The sequence below is a fragment of the Streptomyces sp. McG3 genome (assembly GCF_018619185.1).
Lineage (GTDB): Bacteria > Actinomycetota > Actinomycetes > Streptomycetales > Streptomycetaceae > Streptomyces.
In genome coordinates this window covers 1-21,217 of record NZ_JAAXYC010000018.1, presented here as the reverse complement: position 1 = coordinate 21,217, position 21,217 = coordinate 1, and the positions used below count along the sequence as shown (strand labels likewise).

At 69.7% G+C, this 21,217-nt stretch carries 22 protein-coding genes; 21 read left to right on the top strand and 1 reads right to left on the bottom strand.

What is annotated here, in order from left to right; translation table 11 throughout:
* The first annotated feature begins 23 nt into the window (after nucleotides 1–23).
* The 13 genes from HET64_RS05160 (at nucleotide 24) to HET64_RS05100 (ending at nucleotide 13,467) form a co-directional block, all read left to right on the top strand.
* Nucleotides 24–941, top strand: a complete 918-nt coding sequence (locus tag HET64_RS05160; protein ID WP_215102794.1) for an endonuclease/exonuclease/phosphatase family protein — start codon at nucleotides 24–26, stop codon at nucleotides 939–941.
* A 341-nt stretch (nucleotides 942–1,282) separates the two neighbouring features.
* Nucleotides 1,283–1,726 carry a DUF6082 family protein gene (locus HET64_RS05155; protein WP_215102792.1) on the top strand — a complete coding sequence of 148 codons (444 nt, stop codon included), beginning with the start codon at nucleotides 1,283–1,285 and terminating at the stop codon, nucleotides 1,724–1,726.
* A gap of 82 nt (nucleotides 1,727–1,808) precedes the next feature.
* Nucleotides 1,809–1,997 (top strand): hypothetical protein, encoded by a 189-nt coding sequence (locus HET64_RS05150; RefSeq protein WP_056705015.1) that lies wholly within the window; start codon nucleotides 1,809–1,811, stop codon nucleotides 1,995–1,997.
* A 215-nt stretch (nucleotides 1,998–2,212) separates the two neighbouring features.
* A complete protein-coding gene (locus HET64_RS05145) occupies nucleotides 2,213–3,304 on the top strand; it encodes an NAD(P)-dependent oxidoreductase (RefSeq protein WP_215102790.1) in 1,092 nt (363 codons plus the stop codon).
* A 115-nt stretch (nucleotides 3,305–3,419) separates the two neighbouring features.
* The gene (locus tag HET64_RS05140) at nucleotides 3,420–4,127 is read left to right on the top strand and encodes a transferase (protein ID WP_215102788.1); all 708 of its coding nucleotides are present in this window, start codon (nucleotides 3,420–3,422) and stop codon (nucleotides 4,125–4,127) included.
* On the top strand, nucleotides 4,124–4,651 hold the full coding sequence (locus HET64_RS05135; protein WP_215102786.1) for an RpiB/LacA/LacB family sugar-phosphate isomerase: 528 nt from the start codon (nucleotides 4,124–4,126) through the stop codon (nucleotides 4,649–4,651). The genes HET64_RS05140 and HET64_RS05135 overlap by 4 nt, the downstream gene beginning before the upstream one ends.
* A gap of 20 nt (nucleotides 4,652–4,671) precedes the next feature.
* On the top strand, nucleotides 4,672–5,898 hold the full coding sequence (locus tag HET64_RS05130; RefSeq protein ID WP_215102784.1) for a DegT/DnrJ/EryC1/StrS aminotransferase family protein: 1,227 nt from the start codon (nucleotides 4,672–4,674) through the stop codon (nucleotides 5,896–5,898).
* Nucleotides 5,898–7,703 carry a radical SAM protein gene (locus tag HET64_RS05125; protein ID WP_215102782.1) on the top strand — a complete coding sequence of 602 codons (1,806 nt, stop codon included), beginning with the start codon at nucleotides 5,898–5,900 and terminating at the stop codon, nucleotides 7,701–7,703. Before HET64_RS05130 ends, HET64_RS05125 begins: the two co-directional genes overlap by 1 nt.
* Nucleotides 7,700–8,548 carry a nucleoside phosphorylase gene (locus HET64_RS05120; protein WP_308369810.1) on the top strand — a complete coding sequence of 283 codons (849 nt, stop codon included), beginning with the start codon at nucleotides 7,700–7,702 and terminating at the stop codon, nucleotides 8,546–8,548. The genes HET64_RS05125 and HET64_RS05120 overlap by 4 nt, the downstream gene beginning before the upstream one ends.
* Nucleotides 8,545–9,423, top strand: a complete 879-nt coding sequence (locus HET64_RS05115; RefSeq protein ID WP_215102780.1) for a glycosyltransferase family 2 protein — start codon at nucleotides 8,545–8,547, stop codon at nucleotides 9,421–9,423. Before HET64_RS05120 ends, HET64_RS05115 begins: the two co-directional genes overlap by 4 nt.
* Before the next feature lie 1,297 nt (nucleotides 9,424–10,720).
* Nucleotides 10,721–11,134, top strand: a complete 414-nt coding sequence (locus HET64_RS05110) for a hypothetical protein (protein ID WP_251144800.1) — start codon at nucleotides 10,721–10,723, stop codon at nucleotides 11,132–11,134.
* 3 nt (nucleotides 11,135–11,137) lie between these two features.
* Nucleotides 11,138–12,286: an MAB_1171c family putative transporter gene (locus HET64_RS05105; protein ID WP_215102774.1), complete on the top strand. Its 1,149-nt coding sequence runs from the start codon at nucleotides 11,138–11,140 to the stop codon at nucleotides 12,284–12,286.
* Nucleotides 12,280–13,467 carry an amidohydrolase family protein gene (locus tag HET64_RS05100; RefSeq protein ID WP_215102773.1) on the top strand — a complete coding sequence of 396 codons (1,188 nt, stop codon included), beginning with the start codon at nucleotides 12,280–12,282 and terminating at the stop codon, nucleotides 13,465–13,467. Before HET64_RS05105 ends, HET64_RS05100 begins: the two co-directional genes overlap by 7 nt.
* Before the next feature lie 56 nt (nucleotides 13,468–13,523).
* On the opposite strand, the gene HET64_RS05095 is transcribed toward HET64_RS05100, so the two are convergent.
* Nucleotides 13,524–14,417, bottom strand: a complete 894-nt coding sequence (locus tag HET64_RS05095) for a helix-turn-helix transcriptional regulator (protein ID WP_215102771.1) — start codon at nucleotides 14,415–14,417, stop codon at nucleotides 13,524–13,526.
* 391 nt (nucleotides 14,418–14,808) lie between these two features.
* Here HET64_RS05095 and HET64_RS05090 point away from each other — a divergent pair, with 391 nt between their 5' ends.
* From HET64_RS05090 to HET64_RS05055, 8 genes are all read left to right on the top strand, one after another.
* Nucleotides 14,809–15,135, top strand: coding sequence for a transcriptional regulator (locus tag HET64_RS05090; protein ID WP_215102769.1), 327 nt, complete (start codon nucleotides 14,809–14,811; stop codon nucleotides 15,133–15,135).
* 1 nt (nucleotide 15,136) lies between these two features.
* Complete coding sequence (locus tag HET64_RS05085; RefSeq protein ID WP_215102767.1) at nucleotides 15,137–16,156, top strand: hypothetical protein; 1,020 nt, start codon at nucleotides 15,137–15,139, stop codon at nucleotides 16,154–16,156.
* A complete protein-coding gene (locus tag HET64_RS05080) occupies nucleotides 16,156–16,860 on the top strand; it encodes an ATP-binding protein (RefSeq protein WP_215102765.1) in 705 nt (234 codons plus the stop codon). The genes HET64_RS05085 and HET64_RS05080 overlap by 1 nt, the downstream gene beginning before the upstream one ends.
* A gap of 119 nt (nucleotides 16,861–16,979) precedes the next feature.
* Nucleotides 16,980–17,546: a WhiB family transcriptional regulator gene (locus tag HET64_RS05075; RefSeq protein ID WP_215102763.1), complete on the top strand. Its 567-nt coding sequence runs from the start codon at nucleotides 16,980–16,982 to the stop codon at nucleotides 17,544–17,546.
* The gene (locus tag HET64_RS05070) at nucleotides 17,543–18,604 is read left to right on the top strand and encodes a DUF2637 domain-containing protein (RefSeq protein WP_215102761.1); all 1,062 of its coding nucleotides are present in this window, start codon (nucleotides 17,543–17,545) and stop codon (nucleotides 18,602–18,604) included. The genes HET64_RS05075 and HET64_RS05070 overlap by 4 nt, the downstream gene beginning before the upstream one ends.
* A gap of 104 nt (nucleotides 18,605–18,708) precedes the next feature.
* The gene (locus tag HET64_RS05065; protein WP_030804596.1) at nucleotides 18,709–18,933 is read left to right on the top strand and encodes a hypothetical protein; all 225 of its coding nucleotides are present in this window, start codon (nucleotides 18,709–18,711) and stop codon (nucleotides 18,931–18,933) included.
* Nucleotides 18,930–19,595, top strand: a complete 666-nt coding sequence (locus HET64_RS39790) for a MobC family plasmid mobilization relaxosome protein (protein WP_215102759.1) — start codon at nucleotides 18,930–18,932, stop codon at nucleotides 19,593–19,595. The genes HET64_RS05065 and HET64_RS39790 overlap by 4 nt, the downstream gene beginning before the upstream one ends.
* Nucleotides 19,595–21,217: relaxase/mobilization nuclease domain-containing protein (locus HET64_RS05055; RefSeq protein ID WP_215102757.1), on the top strand; the 1,623-nt coding region annotated here is incomplete at its 3' end. The genes HET64_RS39790 and HET64_RS05055, both read left to right, overlap by 1 nt.

Below are 21,217 nucleotides of genomic sequence, written 5' to 3'. Positions count from 1 at the left end.
GCACACCGCCTGAAAGGCATTCGATGGCACAGCTGAGGTTCGTCTGCTGGAACCTGGAGAGAAACGGAGCAGGTGATCCGGAAGTTCGGCGGGCCGCCGCTGAGACACTGCGTCGCCTCCAGCCGGACATCGTTCTCCGACAGGAGATGTTCCGTGCCGACGAGCGCGGACACACGATCTTCAACGAGCAGTGCCGCGAGCTGGACATGCAGGGCGTCCTCGGCCCCGGGGCGTGCACCGCCATCCTCTTCAACCCCCGGCGTCTCAACCTCGTACGTGACTGGTCGGGCGACCGAGGCCCGCACTTCGTGCTTCCGCCCACCGCGATCACCCTGAGGTTCCCGGAGGCCGGACCCGACGCGTCGCCCTTTAACGTGGTCAGCTTTCACTTCGCCTACGCCAGCGCCGAGCAGCGCCAGCTGGAGGCCGAGTGGACGACGACTTGGGCCGACAAGGGGTGGCAGGCTCCTGACGACAGCCGCCACGTGCTGCCGGCCATCTACGGCGGCGACGGCAACAGTTACCCGGAGCCGGGCGCACCGGGCGACCTGCCCCTGCCCGACCTCTCCGCCATCCAGGACCGGCCTCACCGTCTCCACCGCTCGCGCCGAGGCCCCGATGGTGTCCGCGTTCCTGACACCGAACCGGACCACACGCTCCGTACCGCGGGCCTCGAAGACGTCGCCCGCCACTGGGCCACGGCCGAGGGCGGAGACCCGGCCGCGCTGGCCCGCACCGTCAACTCCAGTGCGAGTCATGGTCCCGACAGTCGAATCGACCGCGTCTATGTCACCGCCGGCCTCCTCCCCGCCGTGACCGGCGTCGAGGTGCACGAGGTTTCTCTGGGCGTGTCCGACCACCACATCCCTGTCGTGACCATGGACAGCAGCGTTCTCGCCGATGTGCTCACCGGCTACCCGCGCACCTCGGCCCGCACCTGACCTTCTGAACTCCGCCGTACGCGCTTGCCGATGCAGGCCGTACCGCGGTCCGAGCCGGGGTTCCCAGGGAGCTGAGTCCGCATGCTCCACGGTCACGCAGGACCGCGAACTGAGGAAACGGCGCCTCCTCCGCGCCCCGGTCGATACGGGCTTGAACAACCCGGCTCGACCGGCCCGACCGCTCGTCTCCGCCCCAGCTGAGGGTCTGAGGCGGAGACGAGCGGGCCCCGGCAGCGAAACCCGCCGCCCTTCCTCGATCGAGGCTCGGCGGCACCACCCCCCATCGCCCCTGTACTCCGCTCTGCCCGAGCGACCAACCGAGATCGAACGAAGGAGTGCACATGAAGGTCAGTACCGCCGTGCTCGCGGCAGGCGCATCCATCGCCGCCGTGGGCGTCGCTCAGCTCGTCCAGAGGAGCCGGCAGCACAAGCAGCGCAACGACCTGGCGCTCTCGCTCATCCAGATCGAGTGGCTGTCGCGAGCCTCCAGCGATGAGAAGGAGGCCGCGTACTGGGCACCCGAAGGTGTGGAGCCGGAGAAGTACCAGCCGATGTTGTCCGGCAACCGGATGTTCTGCCAGCTCAGTCTCCGTTTCAGGCTCGGCCTGGTCACCGACCGGCAACTGTGCCTGTACGCGGACAAGTTGATGGAGAGCGCTGCTGCCCGCGCCTACTGGGCGCGGTTCGGCGAGCACCGTGCGGCTGAGGCCCTGGGCAACGAGACCGACGAGCGGTTCACCCGGGTCATGAACGAGGCGTTCACCCGGGCCACGATGGTGGCGTAGTGGCCGGCATCATGATCGGCTTAATCGTCGTCGTGGCCTTCGGCTTCCTCGTGATCTTCGGAGCGAAGTGGGGGCGAGGCCGGTGACGACGCCCAGCCTGGGCTTCCTCCTACGTCACGCTGTCCGCCATCCCGTCCGAACGACTCGCCGCAACAACCACAAGACGATCGACGCCACGGGCTGCGGCCTGGGACTTCTGATCGTGGTTCTCGGCTTCAGCGGCCTGGTCGCGACGTGGGTGGCCAGCATGATCCTTCCCCTCCTCATTTGACCCGGTCGTATCTGCCCCGCCCCCCGCCCGGCAGATGCGACCTTCCGAAGGGGCCCCTCCGGCTCCGCAGATGATCCCTGCGGAGCACGAAAACCGGAGGGGCGTGGCACCGCTGCGGATTCAGGCCGCGCGGAGCCCCGGTCGGCCGTCGACTCGGAGTCGGCGGCCGACCGGCCCGACCATCGCGCTCCATCCCGAATCGTTCAGGAGGCATCGTGCAGAACCGCTCCGCCCTGCCCGAACTCAACGGCGCCACAGTCCTGGTGACCGGCGGCGCGGGGCTCATCGGCTCCCGGATCACGGCTCGGCTGCAGCAGCTCGGAGCCCGCCCGATCGCCCTGTGCAACATGAACGCCTACCCCGAGCACGTCTACTCCGACGTGTTCGGCGTCGACACCACCCACCCGGACACGGTGATCGGCGACGTACGGGAGACCGCCCTGGTGCGGAAGCTGGTCGCCGAATCGGACTACGTCATCCACGCCGCCGCCCTCGCGGACGTCGCCGCCTGCACTCGGGAGCCGGCGGACGCGATCGACGTCAACATCGCCGGCACCCAGTCCGTCCTGGACGCCGTCGCCGCGAGCCACCGCGTGCGCCGCATGGCCTTCGTCTCCTCGGCCAGCGTCTACGGAGACGGAGAACCGGAGGAGACGGAGAGCCGCGACCTAATCGCCATGCGGCAGCTCCTGGAGAGCGTCCACGGGCGGATCCCGCGTCAATTCCACGAGTTCGACTCCATGCGCCCGGTATCGGTGTACGGCGCCACGAAGGCGTGGGGCGAGCAGCAGACCGCCATCATGCTGGGCCAGGTCGGCATCTCGTACAGCATCGTGCGGTACTTCTCCGTGTACGGGGAGCCGCAGACGATCAAGCCGAACAGCCACTCCTGGGTCGTCGCCTGGTTCGCCGCCCGCGCCTCGCTCGGCCTGCCACTCCACCTCAACGGAGGCGGTGGCCAGGTCAGGGACCTGACCCACGTCGAGGACATCGCCGAGGGCACGCTGCGCGCGCTGGTCAGCCCCGGGGCCCACAACGAGACGATCAACATCGGCACCGGCATCGCCACCAGCATCCGGGACGTCGCGGAGCTGGTCCGGGCCCACTACCCGGACACCGAACTCCTGGAGACGCCCCTGCCAGCCGGTGACCCGCTCGGCGGCTACGCCTCGGTCCGCCGCATGGAGAACGTCCTGGGCTGGACGCCGAAGGTGCCGCTCGCGGACGGGGTGGAGCGCTACGTGCGGTGGCTGCAGACCACGCCACAGGCCGCCCCGGACTGGCTGTCACAGACAACACCCATCTAGAGGAATTGAGTTCGGCCCCGGCTATGCCGCTTGGGATCGAGCGTCGTCCCGTCTCACGAGGGCGGAACCCTCCAAGACTTCCCACCACGACCAACTCACGGAGAGTCGGACCACCATGAAGCCCCTTCTGCTCGGTAAATTCGTCACCGCGCCCGCCTACGGACAGCTCGCCTCCACCCCGTACGGGCGCCTGCACACCTACGACCTGGCCGACTTCCTCGCCCGGTGGCCGGAGCTGCACGAAGAGGCCCTCGCCCTGCTCGGCGACAAGCGCATCCACCCGACGGCGTACGTGCACCCGCAGGCCATCGTCGGGGACGACGTCATCATCGGCCCGGACGTGAAGGTGCACGAGTTCTCCACCGTACGCAAGGGCAGCGTGCTGTGCGCCGGGGCCTCGGTCGGCTTCAACTGCGAGGTCACCTCCGCGTTCGTCGGCGAGGGGGCGGTCCTGGGCCATCGCATCGGCATCAACCGCACCATCGTCGGCAACCGAGCGCACCTGTCGGCCGGGGTAACGGTGGCCGCCATCGCGGTGAGCGCCGACATGTCCGCGCCGGACCGCGAGATCCGCCTGCGCACCGAAGGCGGTGCATACCGGTGCCGGACCACGCAGTTCGGCGCGGTCATCGGCGACAAGGTGCAAACCGGGAACAACATCAGCCTCGGCCCCGGCATCCTCGTCGGCCGCAGCAGCCAGATCGACAGCGGCGTCACCCTCGCCATCCGCGCCGTCCCCGAGAACTCCGTCGTCACGGCTCCGCACACCGCGCAGACGCGCATCCGCAGCCGCAACGCGGGCGTCGAAGAAATGCTCCCGTGACCTCGCTCCACCGCCTTCCCGGTGCCGGGCCCGACGCTCTGCCGACCCTGCGCTTGGCCATCGGGGCCGATCGTGCGGGCCAGGAGTACAAGGACGCGCTCGCCGAGCACCTGCGGAAGCAGCCCCTCGTCGCGTCCGTACTCGACGTCGGCGTACACCTCCGCCCCGAAGGCGCCTACCCGCAGATCGCCGAGGAGGCTGCCCGGCGCGTCGCCGAGGTCACCGTCGACAGAGCCCTGCTCATCTGCCACACCGGCCTCGGAATGGCCGTCACGGCGAACAAAGTGTCCGGCGTCCGCGCCGTCACCGCCCACGACTCCCTGTCCGTGCGGGCCTCTGTGCTCTCCAACAACGCCCAGGTCCTCACCTTCGGCGCCGGGATCATCGGCCTGGCCCTGGCCAAACAGCTCGCCGAGGAGTGGCTGACCTGGCGCTTCGACCCGACCGCGTCCGCCGCCCGCAAGGTCCAGATGATCCACGACCTGGAGTGCACCGGCCGCGTCATCCCCCCGCCCGTTCCCTGACCCGCACGAGGAGAACGCCGATGCCAACCAATCGCAGCACCGTTCCCCGCACCACCGCAGCGTTGACGATCCCGTTCGAGCCGGCCCAGGGCGGCTGGTATACGGGAGCCGAGCACGACGCCATCCGCATGGTCGTCTCCGGTTCGGAGAGCTGGCGTACGGGCTGGCGCGGCGCCGAGTACGTCACCAGCTTCGAAAACGCCTTCGCCCAGCACACCGGGGCGAGTCACGCCCTGGCGTTCAACTCAGGCGGCACCGCGATGGAGATGGTGCTCCGAGCCCTGGAGCTGAAACCGGGGGACGAGGTGATCTCCTGCGCGATCAACTTCGTCGGACCGCACATCGCCGTCATCGGGCAGGGCGGGCGACTCGTCCTGGCCGAGCCGGACCCGATCACCCTCAACCTCGACCTCGCCGACACCGAGCAGCGGATCGGCCCGCAGACGAGGGCGATCCTGGTCACCCACTGGAACGGCGCGAGCGCCGACATCGGCCGCTTCGTCGAGCTGGCCGCCCGCCACCCGCACCCGGTGCACGGGCCGCCGGTCGTGATCGTGGACGCCGCCCGCGCCTGCGGCGGCCGGACCCCGTCCGGAGCCCGCGTCGGGTCCGAGGGCTGGGCGACGGTGTTCTCCTTCGAGTCGAAGAAGCTGATGACCACCTTCGGCCAGGGCGGCATGGTCACCACCGACGACCACGTCCTGGCCGAGCGGCTGCGCGGGCTGCGGACGTACGGCGGACGCGCGGGCTGGGGCACCAACCAGCTGCTGACCAAGGCCCAGGCCGCGGTCGGGCTGATCCAGCTCGCGCGCCTGGACGAGATGAACGCCGCCCGGATCATCCGGGCTCAGGAGCGTACGGCGGCCCTCGGGGACATTCCCGAGCTGACCCTGCCTCCGACGCTCGACGAGGGCCTGCACCTCTACTACCGGCACAACCTCCTGGTCCCCGAAGCGTGGGCGGGCCGGGGCCGCGACGAGCTGATGGACGTGCTCGCCGACCGGTACGGCGTGGGCAGCATCGTCTCCGACCCGGTCACCTACCTCGGCCACGACCTCATCCGCGCCCACACCGCCGGCCAGCGCTGCCCGCGCGCCGAGCAGTTCGCCGCCCGCCTGCTCTGCCCCTGCCTCCACCCGCAGATGACCGAGGACGAGGAGGCCCAGGTCCGCGACGCCGTCCGCCGGGCCACCTCCGACGTCGCCCAGCTCCAGTCCGCCACCGCCACCGCCAAGGAGAACGGCTGATGTCCCAGCTCCGAGCCGAAATCGACGGCATCCGCGACCGCGAGATCCACCTGGTCGACCCATACGAACCCAAGGACCCCGACGGGCTGCTGCGGATGGTCTTCATGATCCCGTACGGCCACGCCTTCAGCCTGATGGGCAACGGCCCCATGGGCTTGCACGACCTCATCAACCGTACGAAGGACGTCCCCGCCGTCGCCGAGCGTGCCCTGCACTACGAGTGCCTGGTCCGCGAGGGGAACCGCGTGACCACGCCGGACGGGGAGGTCTACCGCAGCATCGAGTCGCCGTTACCCGTCGGCACGGCGGACGTGATCGGTGTCTCGGTCATCAACTCCGGCAGCCTGCACTCCGTGTTCCAGCAGCTCGACCTCGCGGGAGTGCCCCGCCGCAGCGCCGACCGGATCCCCGGCGTGCACCCGCTCGTCGTCGGCGGCAACTCCGGCCTCGCCGACCCCGAGCCCATGGCCGACTACCTCGACGTCATCGCCCTCGGCGAAGCCGAAGAGTCCCTGCTCGAACTGCTGCGCGTCGCCCACGCCCACCGCGAGGAGCCCGGAAGCGGCGTCAGCCTGTACGAGAAGCTGGCCCGCATCACCGGCCTGTACGTACCGTCGCTGTACACCTGCGAGTACCTGCCCGGCGGCGGCGTGGCCGCGGTCACCCCGAAGAAGCTCACCGTCCCCGCGAAGGCCAGCCCTGCCTACCTTCCCGTACGTGAGCTGCACCCCGCCCACTTCGTCTACCCCAAGAGCGACGGCACTGCCGCCGGCATCCACCCCACCCTCGGCTGCCGGCACTCCTGCGACTTCTGCAACCTTGGCGTCCCCCCGTTCCGCCACGCGCCCATCGGCATGCTCAAGGACTACGTCGACCGCCTCGAAGCGCAGAAGGTCCGGCGGATCATCATCAGCTCGCCCACGTTCACCCAGTACCGCCACCGCCGCGAACTCCTGGACCACATCAGCGCTTACGCCCGCCGGGCGGCGGCCGAAGGGGAGACGGTGACCACCATCATCGGCTCCACCCGGGCGGACGAACTCACCGCGGACTACCTGGAGTCGGTCACCGAACTCGAAGAGTTCGGGCACCTGTTCACCGAACTGAACCTGGACCAGGCCCGGGGCATCATCACCATTGCCCCCGAGTGGGCCTCCCCGGACCTCGTCGCGATGTACGGCAAGACCCAGCGCCGCGAACGCGTCGACAACGCCATCGAACTGTGCCGCAAGAGCAGGGACGTCAACACCGTTATGCTCTATTTCATCATCGGCGCACCGGGCGAGCGCGACGCGGACCGCCTCGCCATCGCCGACTACGCCCAGGACGTCCTGGACCGGCTCGGGCACCCCGACGGCACGGTGATCGTCAAGCTCCACCAGTTCATGCCCAAGCCCGGCACCGCCAGCCAGCGCCTGCGGATGAGCGACCCCGACCTCGTCCACACCTACACCGCCCAGATCGAGGGCCGCCTGCGCGACCTCGTCGGCGACGAGAAGTTCGACCAGCACTTCCGGGTCCTCGACCTCGGCGCCAGCCACATGCACCTCGAAGTCATCTGCTCACGCGGCGACCGCCGGATCGGACTGGTCCTGGAAGACCTCTACGACGCGAACATCGACCTGAACACGGTGACCAAGGACCAACTCGTCGCGGCCCTCGCCCGACGCGGCCTGTCGTACGACCGCCACCTGCGGCACATGGACGAGCCCGTCCTGCCCTGGCACACCCTCAATCACGTCAACACCACCGCCGAGCAGCAACTGGCCACCGCCCTCTACGAGCGCGAGAGCACCCTCGGGTGAACGGCTTCCCTCTCCACCCGGGCAAGCACGCCCTGCCCGCCGTACCCGACCCGGCCGAGCACGCCGCGTACGTCCGGACCACCGACCCTGATGCGGACCTCTCCGCGTTCGACGGGGCGGTCCTCCTCTACCAGGGGCGGCTGCTGGAACACGCTCTCCGAACGTACCGCACCAGCCCCCGGCCGGGCTGGGTGCGCGGCGGCCTGCACCTGGTCGAGGGCCAGGGCCACAGATTCGCCCTGTGCGGTGGCTTCGGCCTCGGCGCCCCGGCCGCCGGCCTCGTCGTCGAACAGCTCGCCGCGCTCGGCGCCCGGCGGGTCATCACCGTCGGCACCGCCGCCTCCCTCCAGCACAACCTCGGCCCCGGCGCCCTCGTCGTAGGTGCGACCGCGCTGCGCGACGAAGGGCTCTCCCACCACTACCTCCCGCCCGGCCGTACGGCCTCACCCTCGCCCGCCCTCACCCAGCACCTGACCGAAGCGCTGGCCTCGTACGACCTACCGGTCACGCGCGGGCCGATCTGGACCACGGACGCCCCGTATCGCGAAACGGCGGCAGAAGTCACCCGGTACGGAGCCGAAGGCATCCTCGCCGCCGACATGGAAGCCGCCGCGGTCTTCGCCGTGGGCCACTGCCGTACGGTCGCCGTCGCCACCGTCCTCGCCATCGCGGACTCCCTCGTCGACCGCCGCCCGCGCCAGCACTCGCCGGACACCGAACACGCCCTCCACACGGCGCTGGCGGCAGCGGCGCAAGCGCTCCACGCCTCGACAGCGTCACGCCGACCCTCGGCGAACACTAGGGTTGAACTCCTCGTGAACAGAAGCAGAAGGGCACCCTTGTGAGCACCGGCGCCTCGCGTCCCACGGTCGGCGCGGTCGTCCTGACCATGAACGACCGGCCCGAAGAATTCCCCCGGGCCATGGCCTCGCTCCTCGCGCAGGAAGGCATCGACCTCGACGTCGTCGTGGTCGGCAACGGCTGCGAACCCGAACAGATCCCCGCAGGCGTCCGCACTGTCACGCTGCCCGAGAACGTCGGCATCCCCGAGGGCCGCAACGTAGGGGCCGACAACGTCAAGGGCGATTACCTCTTCTTCTTCGACAACGACGCCCACCTGCCCGACACCGACACCCTCGCCCGGCTCATCGCCGAACTCCACCGCGACCCCCAGCTCGCGTACGTACAGCCGCGCATCAGCGATCCGGTGACCGGTGAGACCCTCCGCCGCTGGGTACCCCGCCTCCGGGCCTCGGACCCCACCCGGCCCGGCATCGTCACCGTCATGGCCGAGGGCGTCGTCATGGTCCGCCGCGACGCCTACGACCGAGCCGGCGGCTGGCCCGGAGACTTCTTCCTCTTCCACGAAGGCGTCGAACTGGCCTGGCGGCTGTGGAACCTGGGCTGCACCGGCCGGTACCTGCCCGACATCGTCGTCCACCACCCCGCCACCAACCCGGCCCGGCACGAGACCTTCTACCGGCTCAACGCCCGCAACCGCGTCTGGGTCGCCCGCCGCAACCTGCCCCGCCTCCTCGTCCCCTTCAACCTCGCGACCTGGAGCCTGATCACCCTGTGGCGCATCCGTGACCGACAAGCCCTCCGCGTCACGCTCGCCGGCTTCCGCGAAGGGCTCGCCGGTGGGCAGGGACCGAGGCAGCCCATGTCCTGGCGAACCGTGCTCCGGCTCACGACGGCCGGGCGACCGCCGGTCTTCTGACGCTCTCGAATCGCCACGGTCGGGTAGTCGCGCTTGCCGCAAAAATCGAACAAATGGCCTAATGGATGTATGGCACCTCCCCCCTTCCCTCGTGACCTGGTACTCCTTCAAGCGGACTGGGAGCGGACGTATGCCGAGCTGATCGACGGGCAACGGGCTCCCCTGGGGTGGGCGGCCAGGTCGAGGCTGCGATACCTCTCGGCCCGCCTGGCGGCACACCCCTACTGGGTGGCGCGATCCGGGCGGATGACCGGCTGGGCTGACCTGCGTCGACAGGCGCGAAGGTTCATAGAGGCGGAAGAAGCGTGAGCCTCCGTGCATCTTCCGCAGTCGAGACCGTGGGACGGCCGCCGCGCACCTTCGCGCTCACGAGCCTCCACTCGGCGAAGTTTGCGACTGATAACGGGCGGGTCGGCGGTGTTCGGCGGAACATCGGGCGGTGGGTCGATCGTCTGACGCTTCCTTCCGGGCCGCCCATCGAGGTCAAGAGGCTGGCTGGATCACGTCCGTTCGAGCGTTTGGCCCGATTAAACCCTTATGTCTGATAGTGAAGCTATCTGCGTGTGATCGCTTGGGAGATTTGCGTTATTTGTAACCGACCGCATGTCGGGTTTTGGTGTGACGTATCTCGGATTGACGACGGGGTGGCCGATCGGCCTCTGGGGGCGCAGCCTTGGCAGCGACAGGGGAAAGTGCACGTCAGGGGGTTGATCAACATGCCCTCGTGGGCTTTTTATGCAGTTTGTCCAGAAGTGCGAGTGCGTTCGCTGAACCGACCGCTGCTGAGTTTTCGGTCAATCTCTGCTTAGCCTTTCGCGTACTGTCCAAGAAGTTCCCGAAGTTTCGGCGAGGCGAGTGGCGAATGCATTGCTCATTCGCTAGAGCGACATGATGCGTCGATGCGGTTTAGGCCCCTGCTGGGCTGCGGCGGTGTCGCGCTGGATGCAGCCGAAGGGCAACTCCGCTCGCCGGGCCAACGCGGAGGGAACTGAGAGTCAGCGGCGCGGTCGCGCCTAGCTCGGGGGGAGCTAAACGGTAGAAGGGATTTGTCATGTGGTCTGGGAAGATCCTTCGCACTGAGCCCACGGGGCCGACCCGGGGCGGAGAGCCCCGAAGAGGACCGGGCCGCCGTCGGGCGGTGGAAAAGGACCTGCATCGCTTCCTACGTCGGGAACTTCGAGACCTCGGTATTCATCCGCCGCTGGACGTGGAGGAGTTGTGCAAGGCGCTCAGCCGTCGGCGTGGTCGGCCCCTCTACCTGCGGGAGGCACCGCTGCCGAAGCCAGGACCGACGGGGATGTGGGTCGAGTACGACGACTACGACGTGATCTTGTACCAGCAGGAGACGACCCGCCTGCATCAAGATCACATCAAGCTCCACGAGATAGGGCACATCCTCGTGGCGGAGGCCGAGGACGCCGAGCAGGCGCCGGCCGAAGCGGCGGAGCAGCCCCCCGCGCTCGATCCCGAAGAAGAGTCGGCCGTCCTCGTGGAGGGCTGGGCCGCCATGCTCCCGGTATTCGACCCCAAGACGATCAAGCGCGTCGCGCTTCGTTGCTCGTACGACGACGGCGAGGAGTGCTCCGTCGAACTCGCGGCGACGATCGTCCTGGAATGGGCGTCAGTGCTGGACGACTCGACGCCCCTCTCGGAGGACCCGTCTCTGCGGCGTGTGCAGTCGGCCCTCGGAGACCGGCGAGGATGGCTGTAACCCGTGGAACTGCTACTCCTGGGGCTCGTGGGCGCCCTTGCCTGGAAGCTCTACAAGCTGTGGCGAACCCCCCACGACGCACCTTTGCGGTCGGTGACTCTCTGCCTCCTCTGCGCCACGCTTTCCTACCCCATCGCTATGCCGGGAGGCGCGACCGGCGTCGACACGGTTGCGGGGCACGGGGCGGCGAAGTTGGTCCAGAACGTGCTGCTGATCGTCTCGATGTACTTCCTGATGTGCTTCTACCTCTACTCTGCGGCTGACGAGGAGGCGAGCCGTCGCAGGGCGAACAAGGAGGCGGTCGCCGTCGTGGCCGTCGTGGTGGTCATCACCCTGGCTGCCGTATCGGTGCCGCACCAGGTCTTCGCCGGCAGTTTCAGCACCGCGGACATGACGGTTCCGCAGATCGCTGTCTTCTACGGCGGAGCCGGGTGTTACCTGACGTACGTCCTGGGCCTCGCCGCCAGGTGGACCCGCACCTACGCCCGAATGTCCCGTCGCCCCCACGCAACAGGACTGTGGATGGCGGCTGTTGGTCTGGGCGCGATGGCCGTGGCCTGCGCGATCAGGGCTGTCATCGTGGCCGTCCGCTGGACGGACATCGAGGTACCCCAGCGTCTGATGGCTGCGGTCGCGTTCCTGTTGGTCGCATCCATCCTTCTGTTCACGGCCGGGATCACCTACTCGGGGGTCCGCGCCCGGATATCTTCTTCGAAACTCTGGCTCCAGCACCGACGTGATTACCGCCGCCTCGCCGCCCTCTGGGAGTTGTTGGCCGAGGCGTTCCCCGACAACGTTCTGCCGCCGGCGTCCTCGTCCGCCCACGACCGACGACGCGCTCGGGGAGTCCACCGCCGCTACCACCGCCGCATCGTGGAGATCCGAGACGGCCTGGTCGCTATCAGCCCGTACCTCCTGGTAGACGGCACCGGCATCACAGCGCCCGATGTCGACTCGGATGAGCTGGCAGCTCGGCTACGGCGGGCTTCTGCCCGGGTCAAGGAAGGGGCCCCCGTGCCCCGCCGGGCGGTCCCCCTCGCCATGACGCTGGGGAGCGATCGAGCGGCAGATGTGAAACAACTGATTGCGGTGTCCGACGCGCTGGTGACAGACCGCGCGACCCCCCTCACGATCAAGGAGGCACCATGCTGATTAGCGGACGACGCGTGCTCGTCGACACGGGCACGTATCTGGACGACGGCGCCGTCCTGATCGAGGGCGACTCGATCGTGGCTGTGGGGCCGCGCAAGGAGATCGAGGAGCAGACCGCCGCCGACGTGCCGCGGTCGGTGTTCGACGGCACCCTTCTGCCCGGCTTGATCGACGCCCACGTACACCTCGTCTTCGACGGGGGCCCCGACCCGGTGTCCGCCCTCCAGGACTCGACTGATGAGGCCCTGCTCGCGGACATGCGCCGCCGCGCGGAGGAACTGCTGCTCAGCGGCGTCACTACGGCCCGTGACCTCGGAGACCGGAACGGACTGGCACTTCGCCTGGATACGGAAATTGCCGACCAGCGCACGCCGGGCCCGAGGATCGTCTCCGCAAGCACGCCCCTGACTACCCCCGGCGGGCACTGCCACTTCCTCGGCGGTGAGGTCTCGGGCGAAGCGGAGATCCGCGCTCTCATCCGCCTCAACCTCGAACGAGGCGCTGGGGTCATCAAATGCATGGTCACTGGCGGCGGGCTCACCCGGGGCGGGCCCGCAAGCCACGAATCCCAGTTCTCCGCAGCGGAACTGCGACTTCTCGTAGATGAGGCTCACGCGGCAGGCGTCCCCGTCGCGGCCCACGCGCACGGAGCCGACGGCATCACCGCAGCCGTGGAGGCCGGAGTGGACACCATCGAGCACTGCACGTGGATGACCGGCGACGGCCTCGACTTTCGCCGGGACGTGGTGCAGCAGGTCATCGACCGTGGCATCACCGTCTGCCCTGCGGTGAGCCCCCACTGGCGAATGCTCCCTGCGATCTTCGGCGAGGAGCGAGCCGCCGGGATGTTCGACCTGGTACGCCAGATGGCAGACGCGGGTGTGAAGCTGATCGCCGGCACGGACGCCGGAGTGCAGCGTGCCACCTTCAACGGCCTGGTGCCGGCCCTGTCGTTCTACGCCCACCTCGGTCTGGCGAACGCCGAGATCATCAACATGGCGACGACCGCAGCAGCCACGGCCCTCGGGCTCGGCTCCACAACCGGCCGCATCGCTCCGGGCTACCGCGCGGATCTCATCGCCGTCGAGGGAGACCCGCTCTCGGATCTCGACGCCCTCAAGAACATCACGGCTGTATTCGCCTCCGGTCGGCGACACGAACTGAACACACCAGCCGAGTAGTCGAGGCCGACCGAGCCCTGCCCTCTGGAGCCTCCAGAGGCCCGGAGGGCAGGGCCCTACTCGTCGTCCGTGGAGCCGACCTGTTTCTCGAACTCGGCCTGCAGGTCCGTCAGGAGCGAGAGAACCTCGGGCGACAGACCCTCCGGGCCGAGGCCACGAGCCCGAACCCGTCCGATCGTCCCGTTCCGGGATGCGAGCAACACACGAATCCCCTGGTACACCTGACGGGCGACGGCCTCGTCCGGCTCGAAGTACATGCGCTCGACGCCGAAGAACTCGGCAAGGCCCTCCAGGACAACGGGGTCCGGGCCGTCGGCGTCACCGGCACGTGCTCGGAGGGCCTCGACCTCCTCGGCCGTGACAACCTCTGCCCCTGCATGCCGGTTCACCGCCGCCGCGATTTCTTCATCCCCTGGAACTGCGCCCGCCGGGTAGGAGTGTTTCAGAAGGAAGCTGATCTTCTCCCCGAGAGCGCGGGGATGCTCCTCGGCCTCGGCGGCTGCGACGCTCTTGTCCCCGGCCTCTTCGGCGACGTTTCCGAACGAGCGCTCCTGAGCTTGCTCCAGCGCCTTCTCCGATACGCCGTACGCCGCTGCCAGCTTCGCCACGTACTTCGGCTTGAGCCGCCGCACGCCGCTCTCGGCCGCCGCCACCGGGCCGTCACTCTTAGTCTCGATGAACCTCGCCACCTCGTACCGGTAGAGGCCCGCGTCGCATCGCAAGTCCGTCAGGTCGGGCGAGCCCTCACGGGGGAACAGCTCATCCAGAGGCTTCCCGAGTACACGTGCGATGCCCGGCAGCTTCTCCTGATCCGGAGTGCTTGATCCCGCCTCCCACCCGGCCACGGTTGACTCCGCAGCGCTGACCGCAGCGCCCACTCCAGCCTGCGGGATCTCGGCAGCCCGCCGTACGGCGCGCACCACTGTTCTGTCGAAGTGGCGAGCTGGCATCGAGACCTCTTTTTCGTGCGAGTCGAAGAACTATCGGCTCGTTGACCTTTCGCGCGAACCGGGATAGCTTCAGACTACCGAAAAACGGGGTGCCGTGCATCCCTCCCGGCCAGGCTGCGTGCCTGCCGAGGGCGTGAGGCTGAGGAGGAGAACACCTCCTTCGGCGTGCCCGGCAAGAGGGGGTGCCGACCGAACGCGGGTCAAGGAGGGGGCGGGGGATGCACGCCGACGGCCCGTAACACGACGAAGCAACGAAGAACCGGCGCCCGGGAGTTACCAGCTCCCAAGCGCCGGGCCGGCACCCCGAAGGGCGCCGATTCACATCTCGCGGGCGGCGGGGCTTTTGCACGAGAACCACCGCACCGCGCTCCTACAAACCACGGAGTATCGCATGCCTGCCATGCCGAGCGGAATCCCGGCCTGCCCGGACACCCGCCGCCGACACCGTCTCGCCGCCCAACTCGCCGACATGATCCCGGGCGCAGCCACTATCCGGGTCAGCCTCACCGACCCGGCGCAGGTGTGGCCCCACCCGCACACGATCGTGCAGGACGAGGCTGGTCGCTCGATGGAGCTGGGCCGGACGACATCCAGGGTCGCAGCCCGCTGGATCCTGGGGGTCTGGCCGGGCGAGGACTGGGCCCGCCCGCACACCTTCCGCCTCGCCGACGCCACCCTCACCCGCAGCGACTCGGTCGCCGCCGAGCGGGGCCGCTGACATGGCCCGGATCCGAACCGTCAAGCCGGAGGCGTTTACCTCCGAGTCGCTCGCCGAAGTGACCGTGGCGGCCGAGAGGACCTTCTTCGGTATGCTCACCCAGGCCGACGACCATGGTCGCCACCGGGACAACGCCGCGATCATCGCGGGGCTCCTCTGGCCTCTGCGCGCCGAGCACACCTCCGTCCACGTCGAGGACGACCTTCACCAGCTCGCGAACGCCGGTCTGATCTGCCGATATACCGGATGCGACGGTCGCCGCTACCTCCACATCGTGACCTGGTCCGAGCACCAGAAGATCGACAAGCCGAGCCAGTCACGCCTGCCCTCGTGCCCGCAGCACCAGGCTGCCGACCGGTGCGCACCGTGCAAGGGCTCGTGCTCCCGGCGGACCGAGGGGTCGGCCACGACTCCGCGAGGGCTCGCCGAGACCTCCGGGAGGTCTCCCCGAGCCCTCGATCTGCCTGCCGTACCCGCCTCGCAGACGTCGGGCCGCGCAGACGAGTCCGTCGCCGACCGGCAGGAGGCTGCCGACGGCGCGATCGGCACAGCGGGGCGAGCTGGTGCCAAGAGTGCAGGCCAGACGGGATTCTCCGAGGGCTCCCCGAACCTTCCCCGAAGCCTCTCCGAAGGCTCGGCGCCTGGATCTAGGATCTTGGATCCTGGATCTCTTGTCCCTACGGGGCGCACAGCGCCCGCAGTCGGCGTCTCCGCCAAGGACCTTGTCGGCGAGTACGTCGCCGGGTGCGACCAGCGCCCCCCGAACGACGTGATCGGACACCTCGGGCGGATCACCAAGAAGCTCCTGGACGAGGGCATCGCTCCGGGGCACATCCGGGCCGGTCTGGCGAACTTCGCGGCCAACCCGAAGCACCCGAGCGTGCTGACCAGCATGGTCAACGAGGCGATGAACGCGCGCCCCGGCGGTTTGGCGCGGCCGGGAATCCGGCCCAACGTGCCCGCCCACCAGGCGTGGACCAACCCGGCCAACGCTTCCGCCGCCTACGCCGAGGAGCTGTGATGCACACCCGTCACCGCGAACCGCAGCTCCTCGGCAACGAAGGCACCCTGGAGCGCATGGCCCTGATCCTGGCCGCCCGCAATATCGCCCCGGCCGCCGCCGCGCTCCCCGACGACCCCGAGCCGTACTCCCCGCTCGACGCCCTCCTGGCCGGGATGCCCCCGCGCTACCAGTCGGCCGTCGCCGACCACCCGATGGTCCTGGGCTGGGTACGGAAGGTCACCGAGGCGGCCGTCGCCCCCAGCCGGGGAGCCCGGCGGCAGGTCACCACCGGGCCCAGTCTCCTGATGGCCGGAGTCGTCGGCGCGGGCAAGACGCACCAGGCGTACGGCGCGGTCCGAGCGCTGGTGGAGAGCGGGGTCGGCGTGCGCTGGCGCGCGACCACCGCCGCCGACCTCTACGCCGATCTCCGCCCCCGGCCCGGGGTCGACAGCGAGCGGGAGCTGGCGGCCGTCAGCCGGTGCCCGCTCCTGATCATCGACGACCTCGGCGCGGCCAAGGCCAGCGAGTGGGTCGAGGAGATCACGTACAGGTTGATAAACCGCCGGTACAACCTCATGCTCCCGACCCTGATCACCACCAACCTGGCGATCAAGGACCTCCGCTCCTACCTCGGTGACCGCGTCGCCTCTCGACTCGCGGAGATGACCACCCGGGTCGAGTTCGAGCCGCTGGACCGCAGACGCTACCGCGCAGCAGCCTGACCTGCCGCAGGTCACCACGTCCGGGCCGCGCCCCTCTGCGCGCCGCTACGAGCAACTTCCCGACCAGCGCACCTCTCCGCCGACGCCCCCGCGGGCGGAGAGCGATCGGAGCAACCCGCATGACCAGCACGACGAACAGCCCTGTCCGCCACCGCCAGCTCGGTGACCAGACCTGGCAGGCCGACGCCGTCTGCCAGAGCACCGAGTACAACCCGGTAGACCCCGAAGTCTTCTTCCCCGAACCCGACGAGACTGCCAAGATCGCCACGGCCAAGGCCCTGTGCGGCCAGTGCCCGGTCCGCCGAACCTGCCTGGACACCGCTCTCGAAGCGGGTGACACAGACGGGATCCGAGGCGGCCTGACGGAGGAGGAGCGCGGGCCGCTGCACGAGAAGCTCCCCAGCCGCCTCGACTACAGCCGCGTCAACGCCACCATCGCCGGGCGCGACGTGCACCTCACCCATACAGAGCGCCGCGCGGTCGAGCACGCTGCCTACCGCCACGGGGTGAGCGAGCAGCGCCTGGCCTGGCTTCTGAAGGTCACCGAGGAGCACGCCAAGAAGCGATACCGCGAGATCCGCCGGGCCGAGCGCAACCGAACCCTGAACCAGCCCAAGGAGACCACCCTGTCACCTGAGGTCGACGGTGAGCACCCGGTCCGCGACGACTTCGGGACGGCGGCATGACCACCACGAGCACGCTGACGGCGGCGCACATATCCGCCTGGGACCGCGCGGTGGTCATCGCCTTGGGCGGCGCGGGGTGCGCGCTGTCGTACGACGCCCTCCAGCAGATGGCGGTCGCCATCCACGTCCGGGGGCTGTTGACCTTCGTCTTCCCGCTGGTGATCGACGGGTTCATCGCTTACGGCGTCCGCGCACTCCTGGTCCTGCGCGACGCCCCGCTGCGCGCCCGGCTCTATGTCTGGACGCTCGTCGGCACGGCCACCGCCGCCAGCATCTGGGCCAACGCGCTCCACGCGGTGCGGATCAACCAGGACGCGGTCGCCGGCACCGGCCTCCGGCTCGGGGACACCGTGGTCGCGGTGCTGTCCACCATCGCCCCGCTGGCCCTGGCCGGAGCCGTCCACCTCTACATCCTCATCGCCCGGGGGCCGGTCAAGGACAGTGACCGCGAGGACCTCGGTCAGGCCGGTCACCTCGGTCAGGCCAACCGGAGCGACGGCGCAGAGGTCACCCGGACCGACCGGGTCGGTCAGCAGCCGGAGGCCGGTCAGCCGGTCACCGCCCGGACCGACCGGCAGCCGCTCTCCCTGGACAAGCCGGTCTCCGCCCCCCGGTCGCTGAGCGGGGGCAGGGCTCCGGCGGACAGCAGCGCCCCGGTCACCGGTGACCGGAGTCAGCCGCACGAGGCCGCTGACCTGCCCGGACAGCCGGACACCGCGCGCCCGGTCACTGACCGCCCCGACGACACCACCTCGGCGACCGGCGACGAGGACAGCCGGGGGTCGGCCACCGCCCTGCCGGTCACTCCGTCGGTCACCGCCCCGTCGGTCACTGACCGGCGGGCCCGGACGGCCGGTGACCGGCGATCCGACCAGGACACCGAGGAGCTACTGAAGATCGCTCGGTCAGCGGTCAGGGCCGAGGGCAAGCTGACCCGCAAGGTGGTCGGCCAGGCAATCCGAGACCAGCAGATGACGCTCTCCAGCGACACCCTGACCACCCTGATGGCCCAGCTCCGCAAGCAGAACGGACAGCCGGTCAGCTCCGCCCGAACCTGATCGGACACCACGGAGCGGGTGACCGAGCTGGTCACCCCGGCCGGTCACCCGCTCCGCACACCCGCCCCACCTTCCCCCCCCAGAGCAAAAGCGGAGTACACCCGATGCGCACTCACCCGGCCACCCCCGCCGAAGTCGACTCCTGGCTGACCGTCCTGCACCAGCGCGGCCACCTCCACCGCGCCCAGTCCGGACCCGACACCACCTGGATCGTGCAACGCGAGCAGCACGACCGCCCTTGGACCCTGCACCACCCGGTCCTGGCCATGGACTGGATCGCGGACCTCGTCCACGAAATCCAGCAGCAGGACCCGGAGACGAGCCGGTGACCTCCGACGACCCGGCGGTGGTCACGGCTGGGCAGCAGCGTGACCCCACCACGGCTCCTGGCGGAGCAAGCTATCGCGTACGACGGTCCTACGGCCCGTCGTACGCACTTGCCCCCGCCCAGAGGGGCGGGGGAAGCCCGGCTGGTCCCCGAGCGAGGGCGCACGGGGACCAGCCGGGCAACCGGCACCAGGGGGCGCCGGTCACGGGGGGAGAAGCCGAGTGCGACGACCAGCGTGCGCTGCCGAGCCCGAGCACGCCCGCCTTCCCCGACCGTAAACCGCGCCGCCGCACCCGCAACGCCAGCGAGCGCACCCGTAAGACGACGACCCGCCTCTCTGACACCGAGAAGGCCGAGATCGCCGACGCTGCCGCGCAGCGCGGCATCACCGTCGCCCGCTTCCTCGCTGGTGCCGGCCTCGCAGCCGCCCGCGGTTCGACCGCCCTGCACACCAACGAACGCTGGGACACGGCCATAGACGAACTCGCGTCCCTACGAACGGCCTTGGCTCGAATCGGCAACAACATCAACCAGATCGCCTACGTCCTCAATGCCGGCGGGCAGCCCCGCCCCGGCGAACTCGACCACGCGCTGAGCACACTCCTCCGACTCCTCGCCCGCGTCGACGACGCGGCGAACAACTTGGTGAACAGGCGGCTGTGATGGTTCCCGACATCGGACGCGGCTCCCGGACCCACGGCCTGCTCGTCTACCTGTACGGCCCCGGACGGCGCGAGGAGCACACCGACGCGCACCTCGTCGGCTCGTGGGACGGCTTCGCCCCCGACCCCGGCCGCGACACCGGCCTCGACCCCGATCCGAAGGTCACCCTCGCCCGGCTCACCGCCGCCCTCGACCTGCGGGTCAAGCAGGCCGGAGACCGAGCGCCCGCCAAGCACGTCTGGCACTGCTCGGTCCGCACCGCCCCCGGGGACCGGCGGTTCTCCGACGAGGAGTGGAACGCCGTCGCCCAGCGCATCGTCCACGCCACCGGCATCGCACCGGCCGGAGACCTCGACGGCTGCCGGTGGATCGCCGTACGCCACGCGGCAGACCACATCCACATCGTCGCCACCCTCGTCCGAGGAGACCTGCGCAACCCACGCCTGAACTACGACTTCAACAAGGCCCAGGCCGAATGCCGCCGCATCGAAAAGGAAATGGGCCTGCGCCGCCTCAACGCCGGAGACGGCACCGCAGCGAAGAACCCCACCAGCGCCGAGAAGTTCAAAGCCGAACGCACCGGCCGCCCCGAAACCCCCCGGGAGGCGCTCCGCGAAGCCGTACGCCGGGCCCTCGCCGGAGCTGAGGATGAGAAGGAGTTCTTCACCCGTCTCCACGAGGCCGGCCTACGGGTGAAGGTCCGTCACGCCCCATCCGGCGACGCGCTCGGCTACAACGTCGCCCTGCCCGGCGACCGCAACCGCAACGCCGAACCGGTCTGGTACCCCGGCTCCAAACTGGCCCCCGACCTTTCCCTCCCCAGGGTTCGTCGTCGGCTGGCCGACGGCACCGTCGAACAGACTGCGGTCCCGGTCTCCGGCGGACGGGCGGACTCGTCCCCGCCTGCCCGAGAACGACGCAGCGCCACCGGCATCGCCGAACGTGCCACCGTCCTCCTCGACCACGGTGACGACGGAGAAGCCGCCGCCCAGCTCGTCGGCGTCGGAGAACTCCTCGACGCCGTCGCTCAGACCTCCCCGGCCGCGACCCGCACCGAGCTGGCTGCCGCCGCCCGAACCTTCGAACGGGCGACCCGCAGCCACGTCCAAGCGGAACGCGCCGACACCCGAGCGCTCCGCTCCGCCGCCCGAGGAATCATCCGGGCCGGCGGTGCGCTCGGCCGGGGCGAGGACGGCGGCACCACCGCCATGCTCCTCTCCACCCTGGTCCTGGTCACCCTCGCCGCCGCCCACTGGCACTCCGCCCGGGGAAACGCCCAGCAGGCCCACGCCTCCCGGCAGACCGCCGAGCACCTGCGCACCGCCTACCGACAGGCCGCCGCCACCCCGATGCGAACGCTGCACGAGCAAGGCCGCGCCCTTCCCGATGCCCAACGCCGGACGTACGAGACCACCATCCGCGCCGCTCTACCGAACCACGGCGTACGAGAAGACGGTGTACCGGTGAAGACCGACGCCCTGGCCGCCACCCTCGCCCAGGCCGAGCAGGCAGGCCACGACCCCGAGGCTCTCCTGCGACAGGCCATCGACATGCGCGAACTCGGCACCGCCGCAGACGTGACTCACGTCCTGGTCTGGCGCCTGCGCCGCATCGCCCAGCTC